Source organism: Tomitella gaofuii (assembly GCF_014126825.1).
In the GTDB taxonomy this organism is placed as follows: Bacteria; Actinomycetota; Actinomycetes; order Mycobacteriales; family Mycobacteriaceae; genus Tomitella; species Tomitella gaofuii.
The window spans coordinates 2,982,904-3,007,379 of the sequence record NZ_CP059900.1; the positions used below are offsets into that span (position 1 = coordinate 2,982,904).

General features: G+C 71.8%; 21 protein-coding genes and 1 pseudogene. 13 read left to right on the forward strand and 9 right to left on the reverse strand.

All coding sequences use genetic code 11. The features are described from left to right. Positions 1-10 precede the first annotated feature (10 nt). On the forward strand, positions 11-1,570 hold the full coding sequence (locus H4F70_RS13775; protein ID WP_220471708.1) for a 3-hydroxyacyl-CoA dehydrogenase NAD-binding domain-containing protein: 1,560 nt from the start codon (positions 11-13) through the stop codon (positions 1,568-1,570). A gap of 182 nt (positions 1,571-1,752) precedes the next feature. Here H4F70_RS13775 and H4F70_RS13780 read toward each other — a convergent pair whose 3' ends face one another. Both H4F70_RS13780 and ctaC read right to left on the reverse strand, forming a co-directional pair. Further along, a complete protein-coding gene (locus H4F70_RS13780) occupies positions 1,753-2,166 on the reverse strand; it encodes a cytochrome c oxidase subunit 4 (protein WP_182346933.1) in 414 nt (137 codons plus the stop codon). Positions 2,167-2,199: 33 nt separating this feature from the next. Continuing rightward, entirely contained in the window at positions 2,200-3,270 is a 1,071-nt protein-coding gene (gene ctaC, locus H4F70_RS13785) for an aa3-type cytochrome oxidase subunit II (RefSeq protein ID WP_276520888.1), read from the reverse strand. Positions 3,271-3,654: 384 nt separating this feature from the next. Here ctaC and asnB point away from each other — a divergent pair, with 384 nt between their 5' ends. Next, the gene (asnB, locus tag H4F70_RS13790; protein WP_182357587.1) at positions 3,655-5,613 is read left to right on the forward strand and encodes an asparagine synthase (glutamine-hydrolyzing); all 1,959 of its coding nucleotides are present in this window, start codon (positions 3,655-3,657) and stop codon (positions 5,611-5,613) included. 112 nt (positions 5,614-5,725) lie between these two features. On the opposite strand, the gene H4F70_RS13795 is transcribed toward asnB, so the two are convergent. The 3 genes from H4F70_RS13795 to H4F70_RS13805 all read right to left on the reverse strand — a co-directional run bounded on the left by H4F70_RS13795 (position 5,726) and on the right by H4F70_RS13805 (position 8,524). Beyond that, positions 5,726-6,703 (reverse strand): carbohydrate kinase family protein, encoded by a 978-nt coding sequence (locus H4F70_RS13795; RefSeq protein ID WP_182346930.1) that lies wholly within the window; start codon positions 6,701-6,703, stop codon positions 5,726-5,728. A 204-nt stretch (positions 6,704-6,907) separates the two neighbouring features. Then, positions 6,908-7,258 carry a HesB/IscA family protein gene (locus H4F70_RS13800; RefSeq protein WP_182346929.1) on the reverse strand — a complete coding sequence of 117 codons (351 nt, stop codon included), beginning with the start codon at positions 7,256-7,258 and terminating at the stop codon, positions 6,908-6,910. A gap of 30 nt (positions 7,259-7,288) precedes the next feature. Next, positions 7,289-8,524: a glycerate kinase family protein gene (locus H4F70_RS13805; protein ID WP_235681112.1), complete on the reverse strand. Its 1,236-nt coding sequence runs from the start codon at positions 8,522-8,524 to the stop codon at positions 7,289-7,291. 26 nt (positions 8,525-8,550) lie between these two features. Between H4F70_RS13805 and H4F70_RS13810 the strand changes: the two genes are divergently transcribed. From H4F70_RS13810 to H4F70_RS13820, 3 genes are read left to right on the forward strand one after another with little or no spacing between them, the layout of a single operon-like run. Further along, positions 8,551-9,270 (forward strand): DUF3043 domain-containing protein, encoded by a 720-nt coding sequence (locus H4F70_RS13810; protein ID WP_235681113.1) that lies wholly within the window; start codon positions 8,551-8,553, stop codon positions 9,268-9,270. Next, a complete protein-coding gene (cobT, locus tag H4F70_RS13815) occupies positions 9,260-10,387 on the forward strand; it encodes a nicotinate-nucleotide--dimethylbenzimidazole phosphoribosyltransferase (protein ID WP_182357588.1) in 1,128 nt (375 codons plus the stop codon). Before H4F70_RS13810 ends, cobT begins: the two co-directional genes overlap by 11 nt. Further along, the gene (locus H4F70_RS13820) at positions 10,374-11,171 is read left to right on the forward strand and encodes an adenosylcobinamide-GDP ribazoletransferase (protein WP_182357589.1); all 798 of its coding nucleotides are present in this window, start codon (positions 10,374-10,376) and stop codon (positions 11,169-11,171) included. The genes cobT and H4F70_RS13820 overlap by 14 nt, the downstream gene beginning before the upstream one ends. 64 nt (positions 11,172-11,235) lie before the next feature. Here H4F70_RS13820 and H4F70_RS13825 read toward each other — a convergent pair whose 3' ends face one another. Both H4F70_RS13825 and gcvT read right to left on the reverse strand, forming a co-directional pair. Next, positions 11,236-12,339 (reverse strand): branched-chain amino acid aminotransferase, encoded by a 1,104-nt coding sequence (locus H4F70_RS13825; RefSeq protein ID WP_182357590.1) that lies wholly within the window; start codon positions 12,337-12,339, stop codon positions 11,236-11,238. A gap of 23 nt (positions 12,340-12,362) precedes the next feature. Next, a complete protein-coding gene (gcvT, locus tag H4F70_RS13830) occupies positions 12,363-13,505 on the reverse strand; it encodes a glycine cleavage system aminomethyltransferase GcvT (RefSeq protein WP_182357591.1) in 1,143 nt (380 codons plus the stop codon). A gap of 199 nt (positions 13,506-13,704) precedes the next feature. Between gcvT and H4F70_RS21205 the strand changes: the two genes are divergently transcribed. Beyond that, on the forward strand, positions 13,705-14,211 hold the full coding sequence (locus tag H4F70_RS21205; RefSeq protein WP_420883131.1) for a hypothetical protein: 507 nt from the start codon (positions 13,705-13,707) through the stop codon (positions 14,209-14,211). Then, entirely contained in the window at positions 14,094-15,275 is a 1,182-nt protein-coding gene (locus tag H4F70_RS13835) for a leucyl aminopeptidase (RefSeq protein ID WP_420883132.1), read from the forward strand. Before H4F70_RS21205 ends, H4F70_RS13835 begins: the two co-directional genes overlap by 118 nt. Positions 15,276-15,342: 67 nt before the next feature. Here the strand turns inward: H4F70_RS13835 and H4F70_RS13840 are convergent, their stop codons facing one another. Continuing rightward, positions 15,343-15,738 (reverse strand): oxidoreductase, encoded by a 396-nt coding sequence (locus tag H4F70_RS13840; RefSeq protein ID WP_182346923.1) that lies wholly within the window; start codon positions 15,736-15,738, stop codon positions 15,343-15,345. Positions 15,739-16,243: 505 nt separating this feature from the next. On the opposite strand from H4F70_RS13840, the pseudogene sucB reads away from it, so the two are divergent. The 5 genes and pseudogenes from sucB (at position 16,244) to H4F70_RS13865 (ending at position 21,795) form a co-directional block, all read left to right on the forward strand. Next, a pseudogene (sucB, locus tag H4F70_RS13845) lies at positions 16,244-18,065 on the forward strand (2-oxoglutarate dehydrogenase, E2 component, dihydrolipoamide succinyltransferase). Positions 18,066-18,191: 126 nt separating this feature from the next. After that, positions 18,192-19,076 carry a TIGR01777 family oxidoreductase gene (locus tag H4F70_RS13850; RefSeq protein WP_182357592.1) on the forward strand — a complete coding sequence of 295 codons (885 nt, stop codon included), beginning with the start codon at positions 18,192-18,194 and terminating at the stop codon, positions 19,074-19,076. Positions 19,077-19,167: 91 nt separating this feature from the next. After that, positions 19,168-19,941: a lipoyl(octanoyl) transferase LipB gene (lipB, locus tag H4F70_RS13855; RefSeq protein ID WP_182357593.1), complete on the forward strand. Its 774-nt coding sequence runs from the start codon at positions 19,168-19,170 to the stop codon at positions 19,939-19,941. Between the two features lie 30 nt (positions 19,942-19,971). Further along, on the forward strand, positions 19,972-20,985 hold the full coding sequence (gene lipA / locus H4F70_RS13860; RefSeq protein WP_182357594.1) for a lipoyl synthase: 1,014 nt from the start codon (positions 19,972-19,974) through the stop codon (positions 20,983-20,985). Between the two features lie 66 nt (positions 20,986-21,051). Next, complete coding sequence (locus H4F70_RS13865) at positions 21,052-21,795, forward strand: DUF4191 domain-containing protein (protein ID WP_182357595.1); 744 nt, start codon at positions 21,052-21,054, stop codon at positions 21,793-21,795. Between the two features lie 28 nt (positions 21,796-21,823). Here the strand turns inward: H4F70_RS13865 and H4F70_RS13870 are convergent, their stop codons facing one another. After that, a complete protein-coding gene (locus tag H4F70_RS13870) occupies positions 21,824-22,300 on the reverse strand; it encodes an RDD family protein (protein ID WP_308316867.1) in 477 nt (158 codons plus the stop codon). 216 nt (positions 22,301-22,516) lie between these two features. Here H4F70_RS13870 and glnA point away from each other — a divergent pair, with 216 nt between their 5' ends. After that, on the forward strand, positions 22,517-23,971 hold the full coding sequence (glnA, locus tag H4F70_RS13875) for a type I glutamate--ammonia ligase (RefSeq protein ID WP_220471709.1): 1,455 nt from the start codon (positions 22,517-22,519) through the stop codon (positions 23,969-23,971). Positions 23,972-24,476: the final 505 nt, after the last annotated feature.

Here is a 24,476-nt window from a genome sequence, read left to right on the forward strand (position 1 = left end):
AAGCGTGCGGATGCCCCCATTCCCCCGTATCCGAGTAGTCGGCGCCGGCACGATGGGCCGCGGGATCACGCAGCTCGCCGCCGGAGCCGGGTGCATCGTGGAGCTCACCGACGTGTCCTCCACCGCCGTCGACGATGGCGTGGCGTTCGTGTCCCGCATGCTGCACCGTGCCGCCGCGAAGGGCCTGACCACCGCGGCCGAGGCCGAAGCCGCCATCGGCCGGATCCGTACCGGAACGGACCCCACCGCACCCTCCGAGGACGTAGACCTGGTCGTGGAGGCCGTGGTCGAACGTCTCGACGTCAAACAGCGCCTGTTCGCCACGTTGTCCGGTGCCCTGCCCCGGGCGGTCCTCGCCTCCAACACGTCGTCGTTGTCGATCACCGCGATCGCATCCGTCGTCGCCGACCCGTCGCGCGTGATCGGACTGCACTTCTTCAACCCGGTGCCGCTGATGAAGATCGTCGAGGTCGTTCCGGGCACGCGCACCTCCCCCGACGTGCTGGCCGCCGCACGCGCCTTCGTCGAGCACACCGGCCACACGCCTGTGCAGGCCAAGGACAGCCCCGGCTTCCTCGTCAACCTTCTCGGGCGCGGCCTGCCGACGGAGGCGCTCGCCGTGCTCGACGAGGACGTCGCCGACGCCGCGGACATCGACCGGATCGTCCGCGACATGCTTTACCTGAAGATGGGCCCTTTCGAGCTCATGGATCTCTCCGGGCTCGATGTGTCCCACCCCGTGCTGGAGAGCATCTGGAAGGGCTTCTACGGCGACGAGCGGCTCCGCCCGGCCGGAAGCACCCAGGTGCGTGTTTCCGCCGGCCTGCTCGGCCGCAAGAGCGGCGAGGGGTTCTACCGCTACGCCGACGGGGTACCGCAGGTGCCGGCCGAACACGCCGCCGCACCCGAACCGTCCGCCGTCGCATTGCACATCGTCGGCGGAGGCCCGCTTGCCGATCTGCTGCGCGCGCGGGGCGTGACAGTCTCCGACGGCCCCTCGGATTCCGCGGTGTCGGTCGTCCAGCCGTTGGGCCGCCCCGCCTACCTCGCCGCGATCGAGCACGGCCTGGATCCGCGCCGCACCCTCGGCGTCGATCCGCTCGGCGTCCCGTTGCTCACGGGCGAGCACAACGTCGGTGGCGACGGCGGCGTCCATCGGGCCCGGCTCGCGGTGATCGCCCCGTTCACCGTCGACCGGGACGCCGGGCGCCGGGCGGTGCGCGCGCTCGCGTCGCTCGGCTGCGCGATCACCGTCACCGCGGACGGCCCCGCCCCGGTGGCGCAGCGGATCGCGGCGTCCATGGTGAACGTCGCGTCGATGGCGGCGGAGAAGGGGCTCGCCAACCCGGACGACATCGACCAGGGCGCACGCCTGGGGCTCGGCTACCCGCTGGGCCCACTGGCCATGGGGGACAGCATCGGTCCGCAACGCATCCTGGCGATCCTCGACGGGCTTCTCGACTACACCGGGGACCCCCGCTACCGAGCGTCCGGATGGCTCCGCGCCCGCGCCGACCTGAGACTGTCGCTGCTGGACCCGGCGGCGCGGCCGCACGACCTGCTCGGCTGAGCCCCTGCCCGCCGGATCACGGACCGGATTCCGCCGACTCCCCGCGCCGCGGGCCCACCGGCCGCCGGCACGAAAAGCGGCGATGCCGCACCCCGTGGTGAGGTGCGGCATCGCCGCGGTGCAGCGTTGCGCTCGTCAGTAGCCCCGCGCCCCCGGCGACGCGCCGGAGACTGGTATCGGGTTCAGTGACGCTCGGGGCCCACGTGGTACTCGAACACGAGCCCCGCGGCCGCCATCAGGATGAGCACGATGGCGAAGATGAACAGCCACGGCAGCCACAGCGCGAAGCCGATGGCGAAGATGCCGGCCGAGAACGCGACGAGGATCGGCCACCAGCTGTGCGGGCTGAAGAAGCCCAGGTCGCCGGATCCGTCGCTGATCTCGGCGTCCTCGTAGTCCTCCGGGCGCGTGTCCAGGCGGCGGGCGACGAACCGGAAGTACGTGCCGATGATCATCGCCAGGCCCGCCGCCAGCACCATCGCCGTCAGGCCGGCCCATTCGAGTTCACCGTCGATGGCGGTGAAAACGCCGTACACGATGGCGATGATGATGAAGAACACCGTCACCAGTTCGAAGATTCTTGCTTCGACCTTCATGTCAGTCCTCGTCCTAAATCCGCAGGTGGGCTGCTACTTGCCTTCGGTCGCAGCCGCTGCTGCCTGATTGAACCGCTGCTCGAACGGGTGCGTGGTGATCGCCGTCGGCGTGCACACGTCCGTGCCGTTGTAGTCGCACATGTTGTCCTCGGCGGCCGGATTGACGGCCTTGGAGTGCCGCTGCTGCAGCGCCGCCAGCGCGTCCGCGTTGGACACCTGCTTGCCGCCGTTGCGCTGCGGGTCGCGGATCTCCATGTACTCGCTGAACAACGGCTCCGGAACGGCCCGGACCTCGAAGTTCATCATCGAGTGGTAGGTGCCGCACATCTCCGCGCAGCGTCCCACGAAGGCGCCCGGGTGGTCGATCTTGTCGATCGTGAACACGTTCCGGGACTGGTTGGCCTCCGGGAAGGGCATCACGTCGCGCTTGAACAGGAACTCGGGAACCCAGAACGAGTGGATGACGTCCCTGGACGCGAGCGTGAAGCGCACCGACTGGTCGACGGGCAGGACCAACACCGGGATCTCGGTTGTGGAGCCGACAGTGGTGATCTGGTCGTCATAGAGGTAAGACCAGTCCTCGCGCATGCCGGTCTGGCCGCGGTCCTTGGCCTCCTGGACCTCGGGGCTGACGTCGAAGTGACGGTTCAGCTTGCGGTCCGGATCCTCCGCGCTCGGGTCCGGCGGGTTGTTGTAGCCGGCCGTGTGCGCCTGGCGGTAGCCGAACTGCCAGTTCCATTGCAACGCGGTGACGTCGACCGTGACATCCGGGTTCGACGGGTTCTCGTTGACGTAGTTCTGCGTCTGCACGGTGAAGAAGAACAGTACGGCGATCGCCACGAACGGCGCCGCGGTGTAGGCGAGCTCCAGCGGCACGTTGTACTGCGTCTGGCGCGGGAAGTCCGGGGAGTTCTTCTTCTTGCGGTGGAACAAGAGCGTCCAGAAGACCAGACCCCAGACGATCAGGCCCATGGTCATCGCCGCGACGATCGACCACGTCCACAGCTCGCGCATGCGCTGCGCCTCCGGCGTGACGCCGTCCGGCCAGCCCGCGCGCAGAATCGGGTTCTTGATATCCGTCAGGGAACACCCCGCGAGCGCCATCCCTGCAAGGCCCAAAGATGCCGCAAGCCCTATGCGTCGGACGAGCCGACGCCGACCACCGTGTGCCACGTTCACGCCTTCCTGCCTTGCTTCTGCCGAGTGTTGCTGCCCATCGGAATACTACGCAGCGTAGACCACGGGACCGGGAGAACCCGAACTCGGCCCTGCGACCAGCGGGACGCACGCTGCGTCAGGCTCCGCCGACGCGCCACGGCCTCCGGCGCCGTCGCCTCGCGGCACGGGGTCGCACCCGACGTCTCCGATCATTGTGCGGCATACTCTGCTTGCGAAAACGCCGAATCGGCTTCTCCGCGCAGTCCACCGCCCCCCCAGGGGCGCGGGCGCCGGGGAACCCGTCAACGATCTGCGAGGTGTGCAGCCCCTGTGTGTGGCCTTCTCGGACTCGTCAGCGCCGACGCGGCAGCGCCGCCGGCGGCCATCGACAGGGTGCGCGCCGCCCTGACCTGCCAGCGGCACCGCGGCCCCGACGAGTCGGGCGTGTGGACCGAACCCGCCGCGGCCGGCGGCGAGGCTGCCCACGGCCGCGTGGTGTTCGGCTTCAACCGGCTGTCGATCATCGACATCGGCCACTCGCATCAGCCGCTCACCTGGGGCCCTGAGGACGATCCGGAGCGCTACACGCTCACGTTCAACGGTGAGATCTACAACTATCTCGAGTTGCGCGCGGAGCTCGAAAAGGAGCACGGCGCGGTTTTCCGCACCGAGGGCGACACCGAGTCGATCGTCGCGGCCTTCCACTATTGGGGGCCGGCCGCGGTCGAGAAGCTGCGCGGCATGTTCGCGTTCGCCCTCTGGGACAGCCGCGAGCAGACGATGTTCCTCGCCCGCGATCCGTTCGGCATCAAGCCGCTGTTCTATGCCACCGGGCCGCACGGAACGGCGTTCTCCAGCGAGAAGAAGAGCCTGATCGCGCTGGCGGACGTCCTGGGCGTCGGCCTCGAACTGGACCCGCGCGCCACCGAGCACTACATGGTGCTGCAGTACGTCCCGGAGCCGGAGACGCTGCACGCACGGATCCGACGGCTCGAATCGGGCACGTACGCGACGGTCCGGCCGGGCGGCGACGTGGAGCCGCACCGCTATTTCGCGCCGCGATTCCCGGTGCGTCCGGTCCCGGCGGGCGGCGAGGAGGCCCGCTACCGCGAGGTCGCCGAGGCCCTCGAGGACTCGGTGGCCAAGCACATGCGGGCCGACGTGACCGTCGGCTCGTTCCTGTCGGGCGGCATCGACTCGACGGCCATCGCCGCCCTGGCCATGCGCCACAACCCGGACTTGATCACCTTCACCACCGGGTTCGAGCGCGAGGGATATTCGGAGGTCGACGTGGCCGCCGAGTCGGCGGCCGCGATCGGCGCCCGGCACGTGGTCAAGGTGGTCAGCCCCGCGGAGTTCGCCGCATCGATCCCGGCGATCATCTGGTACCTGGACGACCCGGTGGCCGACCCCGCGCTGGTGCCGCTGTACTTCGTCGCACGAGAGGCACGTAAACACGTCAAGGTGGTGCTCTCCGGGGAAGGCGCGGACGAGCTGTTCGGGGGCTACACGATCTACCGCGAGCCGCTGTCGCTCAAGCCGTTCGAGCGCCTGCCCCGGCCGCTGCGGCGCGGCGCGGGCAGGCTCTCCGAGCGCATCCCCGACGGGGTCCGCGGCAAGAGTCTGCTGCACCGCGGGTCGATGACGCTGGAGGACCGCTACTACGGCAATGCGCGCAGCTTCAGCGACGCCCAACTGCGGTCGGTGCTGCGCGGCTTCCGGCAGGAGTGGACGCACCAGGACGTCACCGCGCCGATCTACGACATCTCCCGCGGGTGGGACCCGGTGGCACGCATGCAGCACCTGGACCTGTTCACCTGGCTGCGCGGCGACATCCTTGTCAAAGCCGACAAGATCACCATGGCCAACTCGCTGGAACTGCGCGTGCCGTTCCTCGACCGCGCGGTGTTCGAGGTCGCGCAGTCCCTGCCGCTGGATCAGAAGATCACGCGGCAGACCACGAAGTACGCGTTGCGCCGCGCGCTCGAGGGCATCGTGCCGCCGCACGTGCTGCACCGCGCCAAGCTCGGCTTCCCGGTCCCGCTGCGGCACTGGCTCGCGGGCACCGAGCTCTACGACTGGGCGCACGCCGTGATCGCGGAGTCGGGTACCGACCACATCTTCGACAAGGCCGTCGCCGCCCGGATGCTGACGGACCACCGTGCCGGCGTGGCCGACAACAGCAGGCGGCTCTGGACGATCCTCGCCTTCATGATCTGGCACGGGATCTTCGTCGAGGAGCGCATCCACCCGGACATCGACGAACCCGCCTACCCGGTCGAGGTCTGACGCCCGCCCCCCGGCCCCTCGTGCATGCGAGGGCCCGCCCCACGGCGAGCGCCGGTGCGGGCCCGCGTGACACGTGCCCGCACCGGCGTTCTGCGTCGGTACGCCGCCGGGATCAGCCCGGCAGCAGGGCGGCCAGGTCGGCGGCCGCATCGGGGCCGTAGGCCGCACCGAGGCGCGCGGTGGCCGTGTCCTTGTCGAGGGACCATTCCTGCGTGCCCGTCGTCTCCAACACGTGCACGGCGACCAGCGACCCCAACTGGCCCGCCCGCTCCAGCCCCAGCCCGGCGGTCCGCGCCGCGAGGAAGCCTGCGCGGAATGCATCACCGACGCCGGTGGGATCCACCGGCTCCGCCGACGGCACCACGTCGACCTGCACGGTGGAGCCGTCGGCGTCCACCATCACCGCCCCCTTGGCGCCCAGCGTCGTCACCCGCAGGCCGATCATCGCGGAGACCTCCTGCTCGGTCAGTCCGGTCTTCTGCAGCAGCAGGCTCCACTCGTATTCGTTGCTGAACAGGATCTCCGCGCCGTCGATCAGCTCACGGGCCTGCTCGCCGGACAGCCGCGCCAGCTGCTGCGACGGGTCGGCGGCGAACGGGATGCCGAGTTCCCGGCATTCCCGGGTGTGGCGGATCATCGCGTCCGGGTCGTTGGCGCCGATAAGGACCATCTCCAGTGGCCCGTGCTCCTGCGCGAGCGCACCCATGCCGATCTCGCGCGCCTGCGACATCGCCCCGGGGTAGAACGACGCGATCTGCGCCATCTCCGTGTCCGTGGTGCACACGAAGCGCGCGGTGTGCGCCGTCTGCGACACGAGGACCCCGCTGCAGTCCACACCGTGCTCCTCGAGCCAGGCCCGGTACTCGGCGAAATCGACGCCCACCGCCGCGGCGAGCAACGGCCGCCCGCCGAGCACGCCCATGGCGAACGCGATGTTGCCGCCGACACCCCCTTTACGGACGACGAGGTCGTCGACGAGGAAGCTCAGCGAAACCTGGGCGAGATGCTCGGCGAGCAGCTGTTCGGAGAACTTCCCAGGGAACCGCATGAGGTGATCGGTGGCGAGGGAGCCGGTGACGACGATGGTCACGAGAGTGGCCTTTCGGGTTCGGGTACAGGCGCGCAGGCCCCGCCTGCATTCGGGGCCCGCCGGCGCTCGGGCGCATCCGGGGAGTGCACGCCGGACGCCGAGCGGACTTCACCGTACTCGGCCGGGCCGGCGCGCCGTCGCCCGGAAACGCGTGCGGGGCCGGCACCCGAGACGGGTGCCGGCCCCGCACGGGGTGCCGCTGCGTCAGTTGAACGAGTCGCCGCAGGCGCACGAGCCGCCCGCATTGGGGTTCTCGATGGTGAACCCCTGCTTTTCGATGGTGTCCGCGTAGTCGATCGAGGCGCCCTCGAGGTACGGGCCGCTCATCCTGTCCACGACAAGCTTGACGCCGCCGAACTCCGCGGCGAGGTCGCCGTCGAGGGCACGGTCGTCGAAGAACAGCTGGTAGCGCAGCCCCGCGCACCCGCCGGGCTGGACGGCGATGCGCAGAGCGAGGTCGTCACGGCCCTCCTGGTCGAGCAGTGCCTTGGCCTTGGCGGCGGCCTCATCGCTCAACGTCACGCCGTGGGTGGCGGTGGTGCTCTCGACAGTCATGAAATCTCCTCAGCTTGTTGCGACGCACGCCTATAGGGACAACGGTACCGCCCTCCGCAACATTCCCGCGGCCTGCGGGTCCGGGAATATCCGGGGATCACGCCGTCCCGGCCATGGCCTGCGCGGCCCGCCGCGCAGCCTCGGCCACGTGCGCCGCGGGATGCGCCATCGCCGCGTCGACGGACCCGCGGCCTCGACGGCCGACCACGCCTCGTCGACGCCCATGCGTCGCAGGTCCGGCTCCGCCAGCGCGATCCGCCCGGCGATGACGACCACCCGCGCGCCGTGGCGGGCCGCCTCCTCGGCAAGGTGGCCCACGACCTTGCCGCGCGCGGACCCGGCGTCGACGCACCCCTCGCCGGTGAGCACCACATCGGCTTCACCCACCGCCGCACCCCTGCCGGTGACCTCGCCGACGATCCCGGCCCCCTGCCGCACCCGCGCGCCCAGGGCCATCAGCAGCCCGCCCAGTCCTCCCGCCGCGCCGGCGCCCGCGCCATCGCGCACGTCCACTCCGGTGTCGGCGAGCAGCACGGCGCCCCACTCCCGCAGGCGCTCCTCGAGCAGGCGGACCGTATCCGCGTCGTCGGCGCCCTTCTGCGGCCCGAACACCGCGGCCGCACCCTCGACACCGAGCAACGGGCTGCGCACATCGACGGCGGCGGTCAGCTCCACCCCTCCGAGCGCGCCGCGCATCCGGCGCACGCCGCCGAATGCCGCCGCCGCGCCGGCCCCGCCGTCGGTGCAGGCGCTGCCGCCGAGGCCGACGACGACGCGTTCCGCGCCCTCGGCCACCGCCCGTGCGATGAGCTCGCCGACCCCGAAGCTGGTCGCATCCATGGCCGTGTCCCGATCCGGTGGCCGGCCCAGAAGCCGCAGACCGCACGCCTGAGCCGACTCGATGAAGGCGGTGTCGCCCGCCCGGAGCCATCGAGCGCGGGCCGGAGCCCCCAGCGGACCGGTCACGTCCGCCCACCGTGATTCCACGTGCGCCGGGCCGATGCCGCGCCGGAGCACGTCGATGAACCCCGGGCCGCCGTCCGACTGCGGCGCGAGGGCCAGTTCATCGCGCCCCCGGGCGCGGGCCCACCCCTCCGCCATCGCGGACGCCGCCGCGGCGGCGGTGAGCGTCCCGCCGAACCCGTCGGGCGCCACCAGCACGCGGAGCGGACGCGTGCGGGGTACACGGCGCATCGCCTCCATCCCTCCACGGTAGCCGGACCGCGCCGGGCGCCGGCCAGGATCGTCGACCAGGGTCAGGGCCAAGGGCGCCGTCCCTATAGCCTGATGGGGTGAAGTTTCTGCGCCGCGGGGCATCGGATGCACAGCCGACGCCCGACGATCCCGCCTCGGACACCGCCGACTCCCCGGACGACTCCCCCGCCCCGGACACGGGCGACGCCTCGGACGGAGGCTCCGACCGTGCCGGCGGCGGAAGGGTCACCGAGGGGAAGGGCCGGCCCACCCCCAAGCGCAACGCCTCCGAGAAGCGCCGCGGCCCCGTCGGGCCCGCCCCGATGACGGCGAAGGAGGCGCGCGCCCGCCGCCGCACCCACCGCGACGGGTCCAAGAAGTCCCGCGAGGAACGCAAGGCCGAGTCGGCGGAGCGGCGCGCCGCGATGGCCGACCGGCGCGAGCGCATGATGGCGGGCGAAGAGAAGTTCCTGCCCGCGCGCGACCGGGGCCCGGAGCGCCGCTACGTCCGCAATATCGTCGACTCCCGCCGTCACCTGGTGGGCCTGTTCATGCCGCTGGCCATCGTCATGATCCTGTCGCTGTTCCTCGCACCGAACATCCAGGCCCTGGTCAGCTTGTTCATGCTCATCATGGTCGTGCTGATGATGATCGAGGGCTTCTTCTTGAGCCGGCGCACCTACGCCCGCGTCGCCGAGCGGTATCCGGACGTGGCGGACAGCCGCTTCTCGCTGGGCTGGTACGCGTTCGTGCGCGCGTCGCAGCTGCGGCGCATGCGCACCCCGCGTCCGGAGGTCTCCGTCGGCGATGAGGTCTGAGGTGGGCGCGGCCGCGGCGGAGCTCGGTGCGACCTTCCCCACCGTCATTCCGCCGGATGCACAGGTGCTGCGCGACGCGCAGGCCCGCCAGCGTGAGCTCACCAAACCGCCCGGCTCGCTCGGGCGGCTGGAGGACGTGGCCTGCTGGGTCGCCGCGTGCCAGGGTCAGTGCCCGCCACGCGCACTCACGCGGGTGCGCGTCGTCGTCTTCGCCGGCGACCACGGGATCGCCCGTGCCGGCGTCTCGGCTTTCCCGCCCGATGTGACCGCGCAGATGGTGCAGAACTTCCGCCGGGGCGGTGCCGCCGTCAACGCGATCGCGGACGCCGTCGGCGCCGGTGTGCGGGTGGTCGACATGGCGGTCGACGACGGCTTCCCCGGCGCGGATTCCGGCGCCGGTGAGGTCGGCGCTCCGGCAGCGGGAGGAGACCCGGTGCGGGCGTACAAGGTGCGCTCCTCGTCGGGAAGCATCGACCGGGAGGACGCGCTGACCGCCGCGGAGACGATCGCGGCCATCGGCGCCGGCCGCGCCATCGCGGACGAAGAGGTGGACGCCGGGACCGACCTGCTCATCGCCGGCGACATGGGCATCGGCAACACCACGCCGGCCACGGCGATCGTCGCCACCCTGACCGGCCTGGAACCGGTGGTGGCGGTGGGACGCGGCACCGGCATCGACGACGCCGCGTGGATGCGCAAGACCGCGGCGATCCGCGACGCGATGTTCCGCGCCCGGCACTTCGTCGGCGACCCGGTCGCGCTGCTGCGGACGATCGGCGGGGCGGATCTCGCGGCGATGGCCGGGTTCCTCGCCCAGGCGGCGGTGCGCCGCACGCCCGTGGTCCTCGACGGTCTCATCGCCACTGCTGCGGCGCTGGTGGCCGCGCAGCTCGCCCCGGGCTGCGCGGACTGGTGGCTCGCGGGCCATCGTTCCGTGGAGCCGGCGCACGACGCGGCGCTCGAACGGCTGCACAAGCCGCCCTTGCTCGATTTCGGCATGCGGCTGGGCGAGGGCACCGGGGCGCTCACGGCCGTTCCCGTGGTGCGCGCGGCGGTCGCCACGCTGTCGAACATGTCGACATTCGCCGACGCCGGCGTCTCCGGTGCCGCGGACTGACGGGGACGACGGCCGCCCGCACCGGCTCCGCAGCGTTCTCGACGGCCCCACGCTGGCGCTGTCCTGGCTGACGGTGCTGCCCGTCCCCGCTCCCCGCGGCCGGATCGACAGGACGCGCGCCCGCCGCGCCATCGCCTCCGCCCCGGCCGTGGGCGCGCTGCTGGGCGCGGCCGCCGCCGGAGTGCTCTGGTGCGCACTGGCGGCGGGGATGGCCCCCGCGCTCGCTGGTCTGGCCACCGTCGGGTTGCTGGCGCTGGCCACCCGGGGCATGCACGTGGACGGGCTGGCCGACACCGTCGACGGGCTCGGATGTTACGGGCCGCCCGAGCGTGCTCTCGAGGTGATGCGCTCCGGCGGGGCAGGGCCGTTCGGCGTGGCCGCGCTGGTGGTCGTCCTCGGCTGCCAGGCCCTCGCGTTGGGGGTGTTGGCCGACGCGTCGCGGTGGGCCGCCATCGCGGTCGCCGTCGCCGTGGGACGCGTGGCCGTCGTCGTCGCATGCCGCCGCGGCATCGCACCGGCCGCTGCCGGCGGCTTCGGCGGACTCGTCGCCGGCACGCAACGGGCCGGCGTGCTCGCCGCCTGGTCCGTCGTGGCCGCCGCCGCGGCGGTGGTCGCGGTGCCGGAACGGATGTGGCAGGGGCCGGCCGTCGTCCTCGTCGTCCTGACCGCGGCCGTCGCCTTCACCGCCCACTGCGCCCGGCGCTTCGGCGGCATCACCGGGGATGTCCTGGGCGCCGTCATCGAGGGCGCCGTGGCGATCGCCGCGGGGGCCCTGACGCTCTGAGGCGCTCCGCCCGACCGCATCGCGTCGATCCGTGCCGGGCCACGGTGCGCCGGGTCACGGGCCGTCAGGCCAGCCGGGTCATCCAGCCGTGCGTGTCCGCGAAGGTGCCCCGCTGGATGCCGGTGAGGGTGTCCCGCAGCGCCCGCGTGACCTCGCCCGCCTCGCCGTCGGCCACGGTGAACTCGCCGGAAGCGTGCTTGACCGTCCCGACGGGGGTGATCACCGCCGCCGTGCCGCAGGCGAAGACCTCGGTGATCTCGCCGGAGGCGCAGCCGCGCTCCCACTCGTCGGCGCTGATGCGGCGCTGCTCCACGCCGTAACCCGCGTCCGCCGCCAGCTGCAGCAGCGAGTCCCGGGTGATGCCCGGCAGCAGCGAACCGGACAGCTCCGGGGTGACCAGGCGCGCGTCCGAGCCGGAGCCGAAGACGAAGAACAGGTTCATCCCGCCCATCTCCTCGATGTACTCGCGCTCGACGGCGTCGAGCCAGACCACCTGGTCGCAGCCCTGCTCCGCAGCTTGCGCCTGCGCGATCAGAGAGGCAGCGTAGTTTCCGCCGAACTTGGCCGCCCCCGTGCCGCCGGGGGCGGCGCGCACGTACTCGTGCGAGAGCCACACGCTCACCGGCTTGATGCCGCGCGGGAAGTACGCGCCGGCAGGCGAGGCGATGAGCACGTACCGGTAGTCGTCGGACGGGCGTACGCCCAGCCCCACGTCGGTGGCGAGCATGAACGGCCGCAGATACAGCGATTCCTCGCCGCCGGCCGGCGGCACCCACGCGGAGTCGACCGCGAGCAGCTGCCGCAGCGATTCGAGGAAGAGCTCCTCGGGCAGATCGGCCATCGCGAGGCGCTCCGCGGACGCGCGGAACCGGCGGGCGTTGGCGTCCGGACGGAACGAATGGATGCCGCCGCCCTCGTGCCGGTAGGCCTTGAGCCCTTCGAAGATGGACTGGCCGTAGTGCAGCACCGTCGCGGCCGGGTCGAACGTCAACGGCTCGTAAGGGCCCACCACCGCGTGGTGCCAGCCCTCTTCGGGCGAAAAGTCGACGGTGACCATGTGGTCTGTGAAGAACTTCCCGAAGCCGGGGGCGGCCAGTACGCGCTCGCGCTCGACGTCCGAATGCGGTGCGGGATGCGGTGTATGCGCGAATTCGGGAAGACCGGTCATGCGCGTCATCGTATCGCAGGCGGTCATCGGACCCGGCTCGGCAGGAACGGCGGCGAAACCACCTCGCACCGCAGCCCGCGGCCGCGCACGTCCACGGTCACGACGTCGCCCGCCCGCGGCGCGGTCCGTGCATCCACCAATGCCAGTGCGATCCCCGCGCCGAGGGTCGGCGAGTACGTGCCGGACGTGCAGACGCCCAGCACCGCCCCGTCGCTGCCCCGGACCTCCTGCCCCGGGCGGGGGATGCCCCTGCCGACGGCCCGCAGAGCGCGGAGCCTGCGCGGCGCGCCGCCCTCGCGCATCGCGCGGAGCGCGGCGCGCCCGCGGAAGGCGGGCTTGTCCCAGGCGACGGCCCAGCCGCACCGCGCCTCGAGCGGCGAAATACTCTCGGAGAGTTCGTGTCCGTGCAGCGGATACGCCATCTCGGTACGCAGTGTGTCGCGCGCACCGAGACCCGCGAGGACCCCGCCCTGGTCGTCGACCGCCGTGTGCAGCGCGTCGAACACCGCGCCGGCCTGCGCCCACGGGACGATCACCTCATACCCGCGCTCGCCGGTGTAGCCCGTGCGCCCCACGCGCAGATCCACCGGCGCACCGCCCACCGCCACGGTGCGGTCGGCGAACCGCATGTAGTCCATCTCCACCGGCAACCCCACGGCCGCCAGCACCGCGGGCGAATGCGGACCCTGCACCGCGAGCACCGCCCGTGCGCGGTGCCCGTCGACCACCTCCACCCCGGTGGGCGCGCCCGCGCGCAGCACCGCCGCGACCGCCTGCGCGTTGGCCGCGTTGGGCACCAGGAACACCTCGTCGGCGCCGACCCGGTAGGCGAGCATGTCGTCCACGACGCCGCCGTCCTCGGTGCAGCAGAGCGTGTACTGGGCTGCGCCGTCGCCGAGCGCACCGAGGTCCGCGGTGAGCACGGTGTCGGCGTACGCCGCCGCGCCGGGTCCCCGCACCGTCAGCTTGCCCAGATGGGAGACGTCGAACAGTCCCACCCGCTCGCGCACGCCGGTGTGCTCGGCGACGACCCCGGTGAAGGAGATCGGCATCTCCCAGCCGCCGAACCCGCCGAACGTCGCGCCGAGCGCCGCGTGCCTGTCCTGCAGCGGACCGTGCTGCAGGCCGTGCCGCGGGCCGGAGGCCGCGGCGTCCGTGGAGTCCATGCCCCGACAGTATCGCCGCGAAGGCCACCGGCGTGGTCGATACGATGGCCCCGTGCACCCGCCGGCCCGTTCCGGCGGGCCTGCACCGGCCGCTCCGGAAGCGGAGCGCGCCGCATCGCCCCGTCCGGCAAGGCGACCCCGCCGGCAGGACCTCCCGTCCTGCAGGACGCCGCCGGCCACGACCCACCAGGAGCCGCAAGTGAGTGCCTCGCACACCGCCCCCGCTTCGTCGACGTTCCCCGCACCGGCACCCCGGCTCGCCGCGGTGACCGCCGTCGACCCCGCCGCCGAGGTCCTCGTGGTGGGCCTATCCAAGGGGGAGGAGGGGCCGTTCCTGGCAGATCTCGGCCCGCTGTCCGGCGGGCTCGCCGCCGACGTGCTCGCACGGCTGGAGTCGGTGGGCGCGGACGGCGCCGCCGCCACGGTGCACCGGGTTCCGGCCCCGCCGGAGCTCGGGGTGGCGAGCGTCCTCGCCGTGGGCCTCGGCGATGCCGCCGAACCGCCGGCGGAGCCCGACGACGCTGCCGCGGCGAGGCGGAAGAGCGTCTCCGCCAGGCCGCGGGCACCGCCGCACGGGCGCTCGACGGCGTGGAGCACGCGGTCACCACGCTGTCGCTGCGCGGGGCGGGCCCCACAGCCGAGGGCTTCGTGCTGGGCGCGTACCGGTACACCGCATTCAAGTCCGCCCCAGGCCCGTCGCCCGTAGGGCGGGTCGACCTCCTGGTGCCGGACGCGGGCGGGTCCGACGACGGCGTGGGCGCGGATCCCGCCGCGCAGGTCGAGCACGCCGCGGCCGTCGCCGCCGCCGTCGTCGTGGCCCGGGACTTCGTCAACACCCCGCCCAGCCACCTGTATCCGGCCGAGTTCGCCGACCGTGCACGCGCCCTGGGCACGGCCACGGGCCTGGACGTCGAGGTGCTCGACGAGGACGCCCTGGCCGAGGGCGGCTACGGCGGGATCCTGGGCGTCGGCAAAGGTTCGTCCCGCCCGCCGCGCCTGGTGCGGATGGCCCACCGGGGCGGTCAGGCGTCAGGGCCCGGCGTCGCCTTGGTCGGCAAGGGTGTCACCTTCGACTCCGGCGGCATCTCCATCAAGCCGGCCGCGGGCATGGAGAACATGACCTCCGACATGGGCGGCGCCGCGGCGGTGGTCGCCACCGTGGTGCTCGCCGCCCAGCTGGGCATCCCGCTCGACGTCACCGCGTACGTCCCCATGGCGGAGAATCTCCCGTCGGCCACCGCCCAGCGGCCCGGAGACGTACTCACCCAGTACGACGGCACCACGGTCGAGGTCATCAACACCGACGCCGAGGGGCGGCTCATCCTGGCCGACGCCATCGCACGCGCCTGCGAGGACTCGCCCGCCTACCTCATCGACACCGCGACGCTCACCGGCGCGCAGATGGTGGCACTGGGTTCACGCACCCCCGGCGTGATGGGCACCGACGAGTTCCGCGACCGTGTCGCCCGGATCTCCCGGACCGTCGGCGAGAACGGCTGGCCCATGCCCCTGAGCGAGGAACTGCGCGCCGACTTGGATTCGAAGGTGGCCGACCTGGCCAACGTCACCAATCACCGTTGGGGCGGCATGCTCGTGGCCGGGCTGTTCCTGCGCGAGTTCGTCGCCGACGGCGTCCAGTGGGCGCACCTCGACGTGGCGGGGCCCGCCTACAACACCGGCGGCCCGTTCGGCTACACGGGCAAGGGCGGCACCGGCGTGCCGGTGCGCACCATGATCGCCGTGCTCGAGGACATCGCCGCGAACGGATGACGCCCGGCCGCCCGCCGCGTGCCCGTGCGGGTGCGCGGCAGGCGCGTGCGGCCCGGTGGGCCGGCGTTCATTCCACCGGATCACGCTCCGAGGAGCCGCGCCCCGAGCCCGGTCCCCCGAGCAGTTCCGCGCGCAGTTCGCGGCGCCGCCGGATCCGCGCGCGCTCGATGTGATCACGCATGCGCTGCGGGTAGCCGACCTTGGTCACGTCGTAGATCGGGATGGCGGCCTCGCGGCCCACCCGCGCGGCACCGCGGGCGCCACCGGGCGCCCGCCGGGTCCAACTTCCGTCCTTGTCGACGAGGACGATCGTCACCGCGTTGAAGGAGTTCTCCGGCTCCACGAACCCTTCCACGCCCTCGTGGGACGTGGCCCAGGCCACCAGGTACGCGCGGTCCGTGTCGGTGCGCGCGCGCTTCTCCTTGGCCGCCTGCCCGCCGAACAACCCGTCCAACAACCCCATCGAGCAACCCCATCGTCACGTTGACAATCCTCGTGGCGCCTCCTGGCGCCTCGCCGCACCCGCCTCGCGCCGACACGTACCCGGATTCCCGCACAATTCTGCCACCGGAACCGGGGGGCACGCCGCGCCGCCCGGATCCGCCGCACACCGAGTACGCAGCGGTCGGCGGAACGCGCCGCCCCGTTCCTGCACGAGGGAAACGAACCTACCGGCGGGTCGGTTTCGATGCGCGACTTGTACAGCACACCCACCACGAGCACAAATCGCGCACGGGTGCAAGGATGGACGCCGGAGATGCCCGACGGCTCCGGCAACGGCAGCGCGGGTGCGGCCTTGCGACGACGACGAGCAACGCCCGCCCGCAGAGCCCGTGCCGCTCTTCGGCAAAACGGCACCTCCAGGCCCACCGGCCAGCCCACAATGAAACCGTGCCCGCCGACCGGGCAGCAGCACGGCGCAGAGCGACCCCGAAGAACACATACACAACTTTCAGGAGTCAGACGACATGGCCTTCTCCGTCCAGATGCCGGCCCTCGGCGAGAGCGTCACCGAAGGGACCGTCACGAGGTGGCTCAAGCAGGAGGGCGACACGGTAGAGGTCGACGAGCCCCTGCTGGAGGTCTCCACCGACAAGGTCGACACCGAGATCCCCTCCCCCGCGGCCGGCGTTCTCACCAAGATCGTCGCGCAGGAGGACGACGTCGTCGAGGTCGGCGGCGAGCTCGCCTCCATCGGCGACGCCGGTGAGTCTCCTCAGAGTCAACCGGCACAGCAGCAGCAGGAGGAGGCCCCTGCGGCGCAGCAGGACTCCGCACCCCAGCAGGACTCGGCGCCCCAGCAGGACTCGGCACCCCAGCAGGACTCGGCACCCCAGCAGGGTTCCGGCGGCAACGCAGGCGGCGCCGATGACGGTAGCCCGGTGACGATGCCCGAGCTCGGCGAGTCCGTCACCGAGGGCACCGTCACCCGGTGGCTCAAGTCGATCGGCGACGACGTGGCGGTGGATGAGCCGCTGCTGGAGGTCTCCACCGACAAGGTCGACACCGAGATCCCCTCCCCCATCGCCGGCACCCTGTTGGAGATCACCGCACAGGAGGACGAGGTCGTCGAGGTCGGCGGACAGCTCGGCGTCATCGGCTCCGGCTCCGCGGGATCCGAACAGCAGCAACCGCAGTCCCAGCCGCAGGCGCAGCCGCAACAGCAGCAGGCGCCTGCTCAGCCCGCACCCGCGCAGCAAGAGGCACCCCGGCCGCAGGCCCCCGCCCAGCCGGCCCCCGCGCAGCAGCCGCCGGCACCGGAGGCACCGAAGCAGCCGGCCCCGGCGCCGAAGGCCCCGCAGCAGCCGGCCGCACAGCCCGCGGCCACCGCACCGGCCTCGTCGGGCAGCACGCCGTACGTCACCCCGCTGGTCCGCAAGCTCGCGGGCGAGCACGGAGTGGACCTGAACGCCGTGCGCGGCACGGGCGTCGGCGGCCGCATCCGCAAGCAGGACGTACTGGCCGCAGCCGAGGACAAGAAGGCCGCCGCGGCGGCCCCCGCGGCCGCCCCCCGCCGCCTCCGGGTCCGGCGCTCCGGCCTCCGCGCCCCGGCCGGAGCTCGCCCACCTGCCCGGGACCACGCAGAAGGCCAACCGCATCCGGCAGATCACGGCGATCAAGACGCTCGAGTCGCTGCAGACCACCGCCCAGCTCACCCAGACCCACGAGGTCGACATGAGCCGGGTGGCCGCTCTGCGCACGCAGGCCAAGGCGTCCTTCGCCGAGCGGGAGGGCGTCAATCTGACGTTCCTCCCGTTCTTCGCCAAGGCGGTGGTCGAGGCTCTCAAGGCACACCCCAACGTCAACGCCAGTTACGACGCGGACGCCAAGGAGATCACCTACTACTCGGCGGTGCACCTCGGCATCGCGGTGGACACCGAGCAGGGACTGCTCTCGCCCGTCATCCACAACGCGAGCGACCTGTCGCTCGCCGGGCTCGCACGCGCCATCGCCGACATCGCCGACCGCGCCCGCGGCGGCGGCCTCAAGCCGGACGAGCTCACCGGCGGCACGTTCACGATCACCAACATCGGCAGCCAGGGTGCGCTGTTCGATACGCCGATCCTCGTCCCGCCGCAGGCCGCGATGCTGGGCACCGGCGCCATCGTCAAGCGCCCCGCAGTGGTCAAGGACGACGCGGGCAACGAATCGCTCGGCATCCGGTCGATGTGCTATCTGCCTCTCACCTACGACCACCGCCTGGTGGACGGCGCGGACGCGGGGCGCTTCGTCAGCACCATCCGCCAACGGCTCGAGGAAGGCGCGTTCGAGGCCGACCTGGGCCTCTAGGGGGTCGGCCCGCGCACGGGCCGTCCCCGCGCCTGCGCGCGCGACCGCAGTAACCCACCGCACCCGGGTCGTCATCGATACGATGAGACCCGGGTGCTGTGCGTCCACAGGAAGGGGTGCCGTGCGATGCGAGTGGCGATCGCGGGATCGTCGGGCCTGATCGGCACGGCCCTCGCCGCCCGACTCCGGGCGGAGGGTCACCGGGTGTTGCGCCTGGTGCGTCGCCCCGCGCGCGGCGACGACGAGATCCCGTGGAGCCCGGCCACCGACCACCTGGACGCCGCACAGCTGGACGGCGTCGACGCCGTGGTGAACCTGTGCGGCGTGGGCATCGGCGACCGCCGCTGGACCGGCGCCCGCAAGCAGCTCATCCGCGACAGCCGTGTCGAGCCCACCGGGGTGATCGCCCGGGCCGCCGCCGCTGCGGGCATTCCCGCGTTGATCAACGCGGGCGCCGTCGGCTACTACGGCGACACCGGAGACCGCGTGGTGGACGAATCCTCCCCCGCCGGTTCGGGTTTCCTCGCGGGGGTGTGCGTGGACTGGGAGAGCGCCGCCAGCGCCGCCGTGGACGCGGGGATGCGGGTGGTCACGTGCCGCAGCGGCGTGGTCCTCGCGCCGCGCGGAGGAATGCTCGCCCCCCTCAAGCGGCTCTATTCGCTCGGGTTGGGCGGACGGCTCGGCAGCGGTCACCAATACATGTCGTGGGTCTCGCTCGACGACGAGATCCGCGCGATGATGTTCCTGCTGCGCAATCCCGACGCGCGCGGGCCGGTCAACATCACCGGCCCCGCCCCCGTCACCAACACCCAGTTCAACGCCGCGCTCGGGCGCCGGCTGCACCGCCCCACCCCATGGATCGTCCCGGCACCGGCCTTGCGCGCGGTGCTCGGCGAGTTCGCCTCCGAGGGGGTGCTCACCGGACAGCGCGCCATCCCGCGTGAACTCGAACGCCTGGGGTTCGACTTCCAGCACGCCACCATCGGGCAGGCGCTCGACGCCGCCGTCTGACCGCGCGGGCGCGCCCTCGCCCGCGCCACTCGCCGACCCGCCCCGCGCGGGGCCGCCGGGACCGCTCCTGCCGCGGCGTACTGTCGTCTGCATGCGCAGCGCCACCGAATCGATCCGCTCGTCCGCCAGCCCCGTGGCCGTCAGCGAGCAGGGGCGCATCGACTACCTCGAGGCGTGGGACCGCCAGCGCGCGCACCTCGACGCGCGCGCAGCGGGCGGGCCGGATGCGATGCTGCTGCTGGAGCACCCTGCGGTGTACACGGCGGGCCGGCGCACCCTCCCCGAGGAGCGCCCCCGGGACGGGACGCCGGTGATCGATGTGGACAGGGGCGGCAAGATCACCTGGCACGGCCCGGGACAGCTCGTCGGCTACCCCATCATCGGGCTCGCCGAGCCCGTCGACGTCGTCGAGTACGTGCGCCGGCTGGAGCAGGCGCTGATCTCCGTGTGCACCGGGCTGGGGGTGCGGTGCGGACGCGTGCCCGGCCGTTCCGGCGTGTGGCTGCCGGCGGACACCGGCGGGGCGGGCGGGGCCGTGCGGCCCGAACGCAAGATCGCCGCCATCGGCATCCGCGTCGAGCGCGGCATCACCATGCACGGCTTCGCGCTCAACTGCGACGCCGACCTGACCGATTTCTCGTCGATCGTCCCCTGCGGAATCGCCGACGCGGGCGTCACCTCGCTGACCATCGAGCTGGGCCGGAACGTCTGTTCGTCGGAGGTCCTCCCCGCTGTGCGCGATGCGGTGCCCGCGGCCCTCGACGGCCGGCTGCCCGTGGCCGAATGCGACATCCCCCGGCGCACCGCCGAGGAACTCGCCGGCGCGGCGTCGCCGTCGTTCATGGAACCCCTCCGGCTGGGCTGACGCCGCCGCACGGCGCGTAGCATCGGCCGTGTGACTGTGGCCCCAGAAGGACGCAAGCTCCTGCGCATCGAAGCCCGGAACGCTCAAACACCCATCGAGCGCAAGCCGGAGTGGATCAAGACCCGTGCACACATGGGTCCGGAGTACACCGAGCTCAAGGGTCTCGTACGCAGCGAGTCGCTGCACACCGTGTGCGAGGAAGCCGGCTGCCCCAACATCTACGAGTGCTGGGAGGACCGCGAGGCGACCTTCCTCATCGGCGGCGACCAGTGCACCCGGCGGTGCGACTTCTGCCAGATCCACACCGGCAAGCCCCAGCCGCTCGACACCGACGAGCCCCGCCGCGTGGCCGAGTCGGTGCGGTCGATGGGCCTGCGGTATTCGACGGTGACCGGCGTGGCCCGCGACGACCTGCCCGACGGGGCGAGCTGGATCTACGCCGAGACGTGCCGGATGATCCACGAGCTCAACCCGGGTACCGGCGTCGAGCTTCTCATCGACGATTTCCAGGGCGACGCGGACGCACTGCAGGCGGTGTTCGACGCGCGCCCCCAGGTGCTCGCGCACAATCTGGAGACCGTCCCCCGCATCTTCAAGCGGATCCGGCCGGCGTTCCGCTACCAGCGCAGCCTCGACGTGCTCACGGCGGCCCGCGAGGCCGGGCTGGTGACCAAGTCCAACCTGATCCTGGGGATGGGCGAGACCACCGACGAGGTGGTCGAATCGATGCAGGCGCTGCGCGACGCGGGCTGCGAGATCCTCACCATCACGCAGTACCTGCGGCCGTCGGCCCTGCACCACCCCATCGACAGGTGGGTCAAGCCGCAGGAGTTCGTCGCACTGTCCGACGCCGCCCGCGGCATGGGGTTCTCCGGAGTCCTCGCCGGGCCGTTGGTGCGCTCGTCGTACCGCGCCGGCCGGCTGTACGCGCAGGCTGTGCGCGAACGCGGCGAATCGCTGCCGGACAACCTCGCACACCTCGCCGAATCCGGCAGCACATGGCAGGAGGCGGGCTCGGTGCTGGCGAGGATGCAGCAGGCCTGATCGCCTCGCGACCGCGCCGCGGACCGCGGGCACGGCGCGCCCGCGCGGACCCGTATCCTGAGTGGCATGGCGAAGGGCAAACCCACCAAGGAAGAGCGCAAGGCGGCGAAGGCGGCCTCGCGCGCCGCGTCCAAGGAGCGCCGCACGCAGATCTGGCAGGCGTTCCAGATGCAGCGCAAGGAGGACAAGGCGCTCCTGCCGCTGATGGCGGCGACGCTGCTCGTGACCGTCGGCGTGCTGGTGGGGCTGAGCTTCCTGGTGGGCATCGCCTGGTGGGCGGCGCTGGTGCTGGGGATCATCCTCGGCGCGCTGCTCGCGTTCATCGTCTTCGGCCGGCGCGTGCAGAAGAACGTCTACCGCAAGGCGGACGGGCAGGCGGGCGCCGCCGCGTGGGCGCTGGAGAACCTCAAGGGCGCCTGGCGCGTGACGAACGCCGTCGCCGCCACCACGCAGCTCGACGCGGTGCACCGCGTCATCGGCCGTCCGGGCGTCATCCTCGTGGGCGAGGGCGCTCCGCACCGGCTCAAGCCGCTGATGGCGCAGGAGAAGAAGCGCGCCGCGCGGCTGATCGGCGACACCCCGATCTACGAGTTCATCGTGGGCAACGGGGAGGGGCAGGTGCCGCTGGCCAAGCTGCAGCGGCAGATCACCAAGCTGCCCAAGAACATCGACACCAAGACCCTCGACAGCATCGAAGCGCGCATGACGGCACTGCAGAAGAAGGGCGGCGCGGGCGCGGCGATGCCGAAGGGGCCCGTCCCGGGCGGCGCCAAGCAGAAGGGCATCCAGCGCACGGTCCGCCGGCGCTGACCGGCTGAGTCCTGCCGCCGGCGGGGGTTCAGCGCGAGCTGATGACCGCCGTCTGGGTGGCGCGGTCGTGCAGGCCGCGCCCGTCCTCGTCCATCACGAGTGGCGGCAGGATGAAAAAGGTGAGCAGCACGCGGAAGAACGCGCGCGGCAGGCCGACGGGAACCTCGGCGTCGACCCGGGCGACCCCCAGGCCCATCGCCGTCTGGCCGGGGGTGGCCGCGAACAGCCACACGCTGACCACGCTCACCACCGCCCACACGACGGCGCCCGTCGTGGCGGGACCGCCGGGCAGCGGAAAGAAGGCGAGCAGGAGCATGGCCACGCCGTAGCACAGCAGCCAGTCGATGAGCAGCCCCGTGACCTTGCGGCCGGTCCCGCCCACCGAGCGGGGGCCGGACTCGGGAAGGCCGAGCCGCTCCCCGCGGTACTTGACCACGCTGCCGTCCTCACCCTTGGGGAGGGCCGCGGCGGGGCCTGAAAGCCAGGATCCGGTCATTCGACGCATGGGCACCAGGATACGGAACGCCGCGGCGCCCGGCCGCCGCGGACCGCGCGCGACCAGCCCCGTACCCGTGCGGGGCGGGTCGCACGTCGCGGCCCGAGACGAATGTCACGCCCGACACGTATCGTGTAACACCGTCGCAACATCCGGTTGACTGACGGGCAACACCGCGTCTATACCGTGATTCGCGTACACCCGGTCGCCGCACCGCGACGGGTCATGACTGAGGAGCCTTACATAGTGTTCACTTCTGCCGAACAGGTACTCGCCTATATCCGTGACGAGAAGGTCGAGTACGTCGACATCCGCTTCTGCGACGTCCCCGGCGTCATGCAGCACTTCTCCATCCCGGCGGGCGCATTCAGCCACGACGTGTTCGAGGACGGCCTCGCCTTCGACGGTTCGTCCGTGCGCGGATTCCAGTCGATCCACGAATCCGACATGCAGCTGTTCCCGGACGTCACCACGGCCACGGTGGACCAGTTCCGCAGCGCCAAGACGCTGAACATGAACTTCTTCGTGCACGACCCGTTCACCCGCGAGGCCTACAGCCGCGACCCGCGCAACGTCGCACGGAAGGCCGAGGAGTACCTCAAGAGCACGGGCATCGCGGACACCTGCTTCTTCGGCGCCGAGGCCGAGTTCTACATCTTCGACTCCGTCCGCTTCGACTCGTCCGTCAACGGCAGCTTCTACGAGGTCGACTCCATCGAGGGGCGCTGGAACAGCGGGCTCGCCACCGAGCGCGACGGCAGCCCCAACCTGGGCAACAAGATCCGGGTCAAGGGCGGCTACTTCCCGGTGGCCCCGTACGACCACACCGTGGACCTGCGCGACGCGATGTCGACCAACCTCACCGAGGCCGGCTTCGAGCTCGAGCGCCTGCACCACGAGGTGGGCACCGGCGGCCAGCAGGAGATCAACTACAAGTTCAACACCCTGCTGCACGCCGCCGACGAGCTGATGCAGTTCAAGTACATCATCAAGAACACCGCCCACCAGCACGGCAAGACGGTCACGTTCATGCCGAAGCCCCTCTACGGCGACAACGGCTCCGGCATGCACGCGCACCAGTCGCTGTGGAAGGACGGCGAGCCGCTGTTCTACGACGAGTCCGGCTACGGCGGCCTATCCGACATCGCCCGGTACTACATCGGCGGCATCCTGCACCACGCGCCGTCGCTGCTGGCGTTCACCAACCCCACCATCAACTCCTACAAGCGCCTGGTCCCCGGCTACGAGGCCCCCATCAACCTGGTGTACTCGCAGCGCAACCGCTCGGCGTGCGTGCGCATCCCCGTCACCGGCAACAGCCCCAAGGCCAAGCGCATCGAGTTCCGCTCACCCGACTCGTCCGGCAACCCCTACCTGGCGTTCGCCGCGATGATGATGGCCGGCCTCGACGGCATCCGCAATAAGATGGAGCCGGCCGAGCCGATCGACAAGGACCTCTACGAGCTTCCGCCCGAGGAGGCCGCGAGCGTGCCGCAGGCCCCCACCTCGCTGGAGGCCGTCATCGACAACCTCGAACGCGACCACGACTACCTCACAGAGGGCGGCGTGTTCACCACCGACCTGATCGAGAAGTGGATCGAACTCAAGCGCGACGACGAGATCGGCCCGATGAACCTGCGTCCGCACCCGTACGAGTTCGACCTCTACTACGACTGCTGATCCGGGGTTTTCCAGCCTCCGTCAGCTGTCGCCGAGAACGACCCCTGACCTGCGCAAACGCCTTTGGGCGTCTGTCAGCGTCAGGGGTCGCTTATCGTTGTTCTGCGGCCCCACCGCGGCCCCTGGATCGTGCGTCCGGGCCAGGTCCAGCCCCCCACCCGCGGCCCGGAGAGAAGGATGACGCATGGGCAATCCATTGAACGCGCGCCCGGACGATTCGTAGCTGGCCCGCCGACCACTCCGAGCCGACAGAGGCGTCGCATGGCACACGCTGAACGTCGCGATCGCAAGGCTGCCGACGGAACCATGATGCGGGCTTACAGGGTCCGCTGGCGCGAGCCCGACGCCGGCAAGATCCCGTTCGAGACCTACGGCCACGCCGACCCCGGCTTCACACTGCGGACCTGTACCCACCTGATGGAAGGCAGTTCCACTCTGGTCCGCCTCCTGACCCACACGGTCAGACCAACCAGATGATTACGTTTTCCGCTAGTATTGTCATGCG

Bases quoted from the DNA above. Each gene is read 5' to 3' on its own strand.
- H4F70_RS13775 (WP_220471708.1), top strand. From the start codon at position 11: ATGCCCCCATTCCCCCGTATCCGAGTAGTCGGCGCCGGCACGATGGGC.
- glnA (WP_220471709.1), top strand. From the start codon at position 22,517: ATGACTGAGGAGCCTTACATAGTGTTCACTTCTGCCGAACAGGTACTC.
- H4F70_RS13870 (WP_308316867.1), bottom strand. From the start codon at position 22,300: ATGCGTCGAATGACCGGATCCTGGCTTTCAGGCCCCGCCGCGGCCCTC.
- H4F70_RS13850 (WP_182357592.1), top strand. From the start codon at position 18,192: ATGCGAGTGGCGATCGCGGGATCGTCGGGCCTGATCGGCACGGCCCTC.
- H4F70_RS13780 (WP_182346933.1), bottom strand. From the start codon at position 2,166: ATGAAGGTCGAAGCAAGAATCTTCGAACTGGTGACGGTGTTCTTCATC.
- ctaC (WP_276520888.1), bottom strand. From the start codon at position 3,270: ATGGCGCTCGCGGGGTGTTCCCTGACGGATATCAAGAACCCGATTCTG.
- H4F70_RS13800 (WP_182346929.1), bottom strand. From the start codon at position 7,258: ATGACTGTCGAGAGCACCACCGCCACCCACGGCGTGACGTTGAGCGAT.
- cobT (WP_182357588.1), top strand. From the start codon at position 9,260: ATGAGGTCTGAGGTGGGCGCGGCCGCGGCGGAGCTCGGTGCGACCTTC.
- lipB (WP_182357593.1), top strand. From the start codon at position 19,168: ATGCGCAGCGCCACCGAATCGATCCGCTCGTCCGCCAGCCCCGTGGCC.
- gcvT (WP_182357591.1), bottom strand. From the start codon at position 13,505: ATGGACTCCACGGACGCCGCGGCCTCCGGCCCGCGGCACGGCCTGCAG.
- H4F70_RS13825 (WP_182357590.1), bottom strand. From the start codon at position 12,339: ATGACCGGTCTTCCCGAATTCGCGCATACACCGCATCCCGCACCGCAT.
- H4F70_RS13840 (WP_182346923.1), bottom strand. From the start codon at position 15,738: ATGGGGTTGTTGGACGGGTTGTTCGGCGGGCAGGCGGCCAAGGAGAAG.
- H4F70_RS13865 (WP_182357595.1), top strand. From the start codon at position 21,052: ATGGCGAAGGGCAAACCCACCAAGGAAGAGCGCAAGGCGGCGAAGGCG.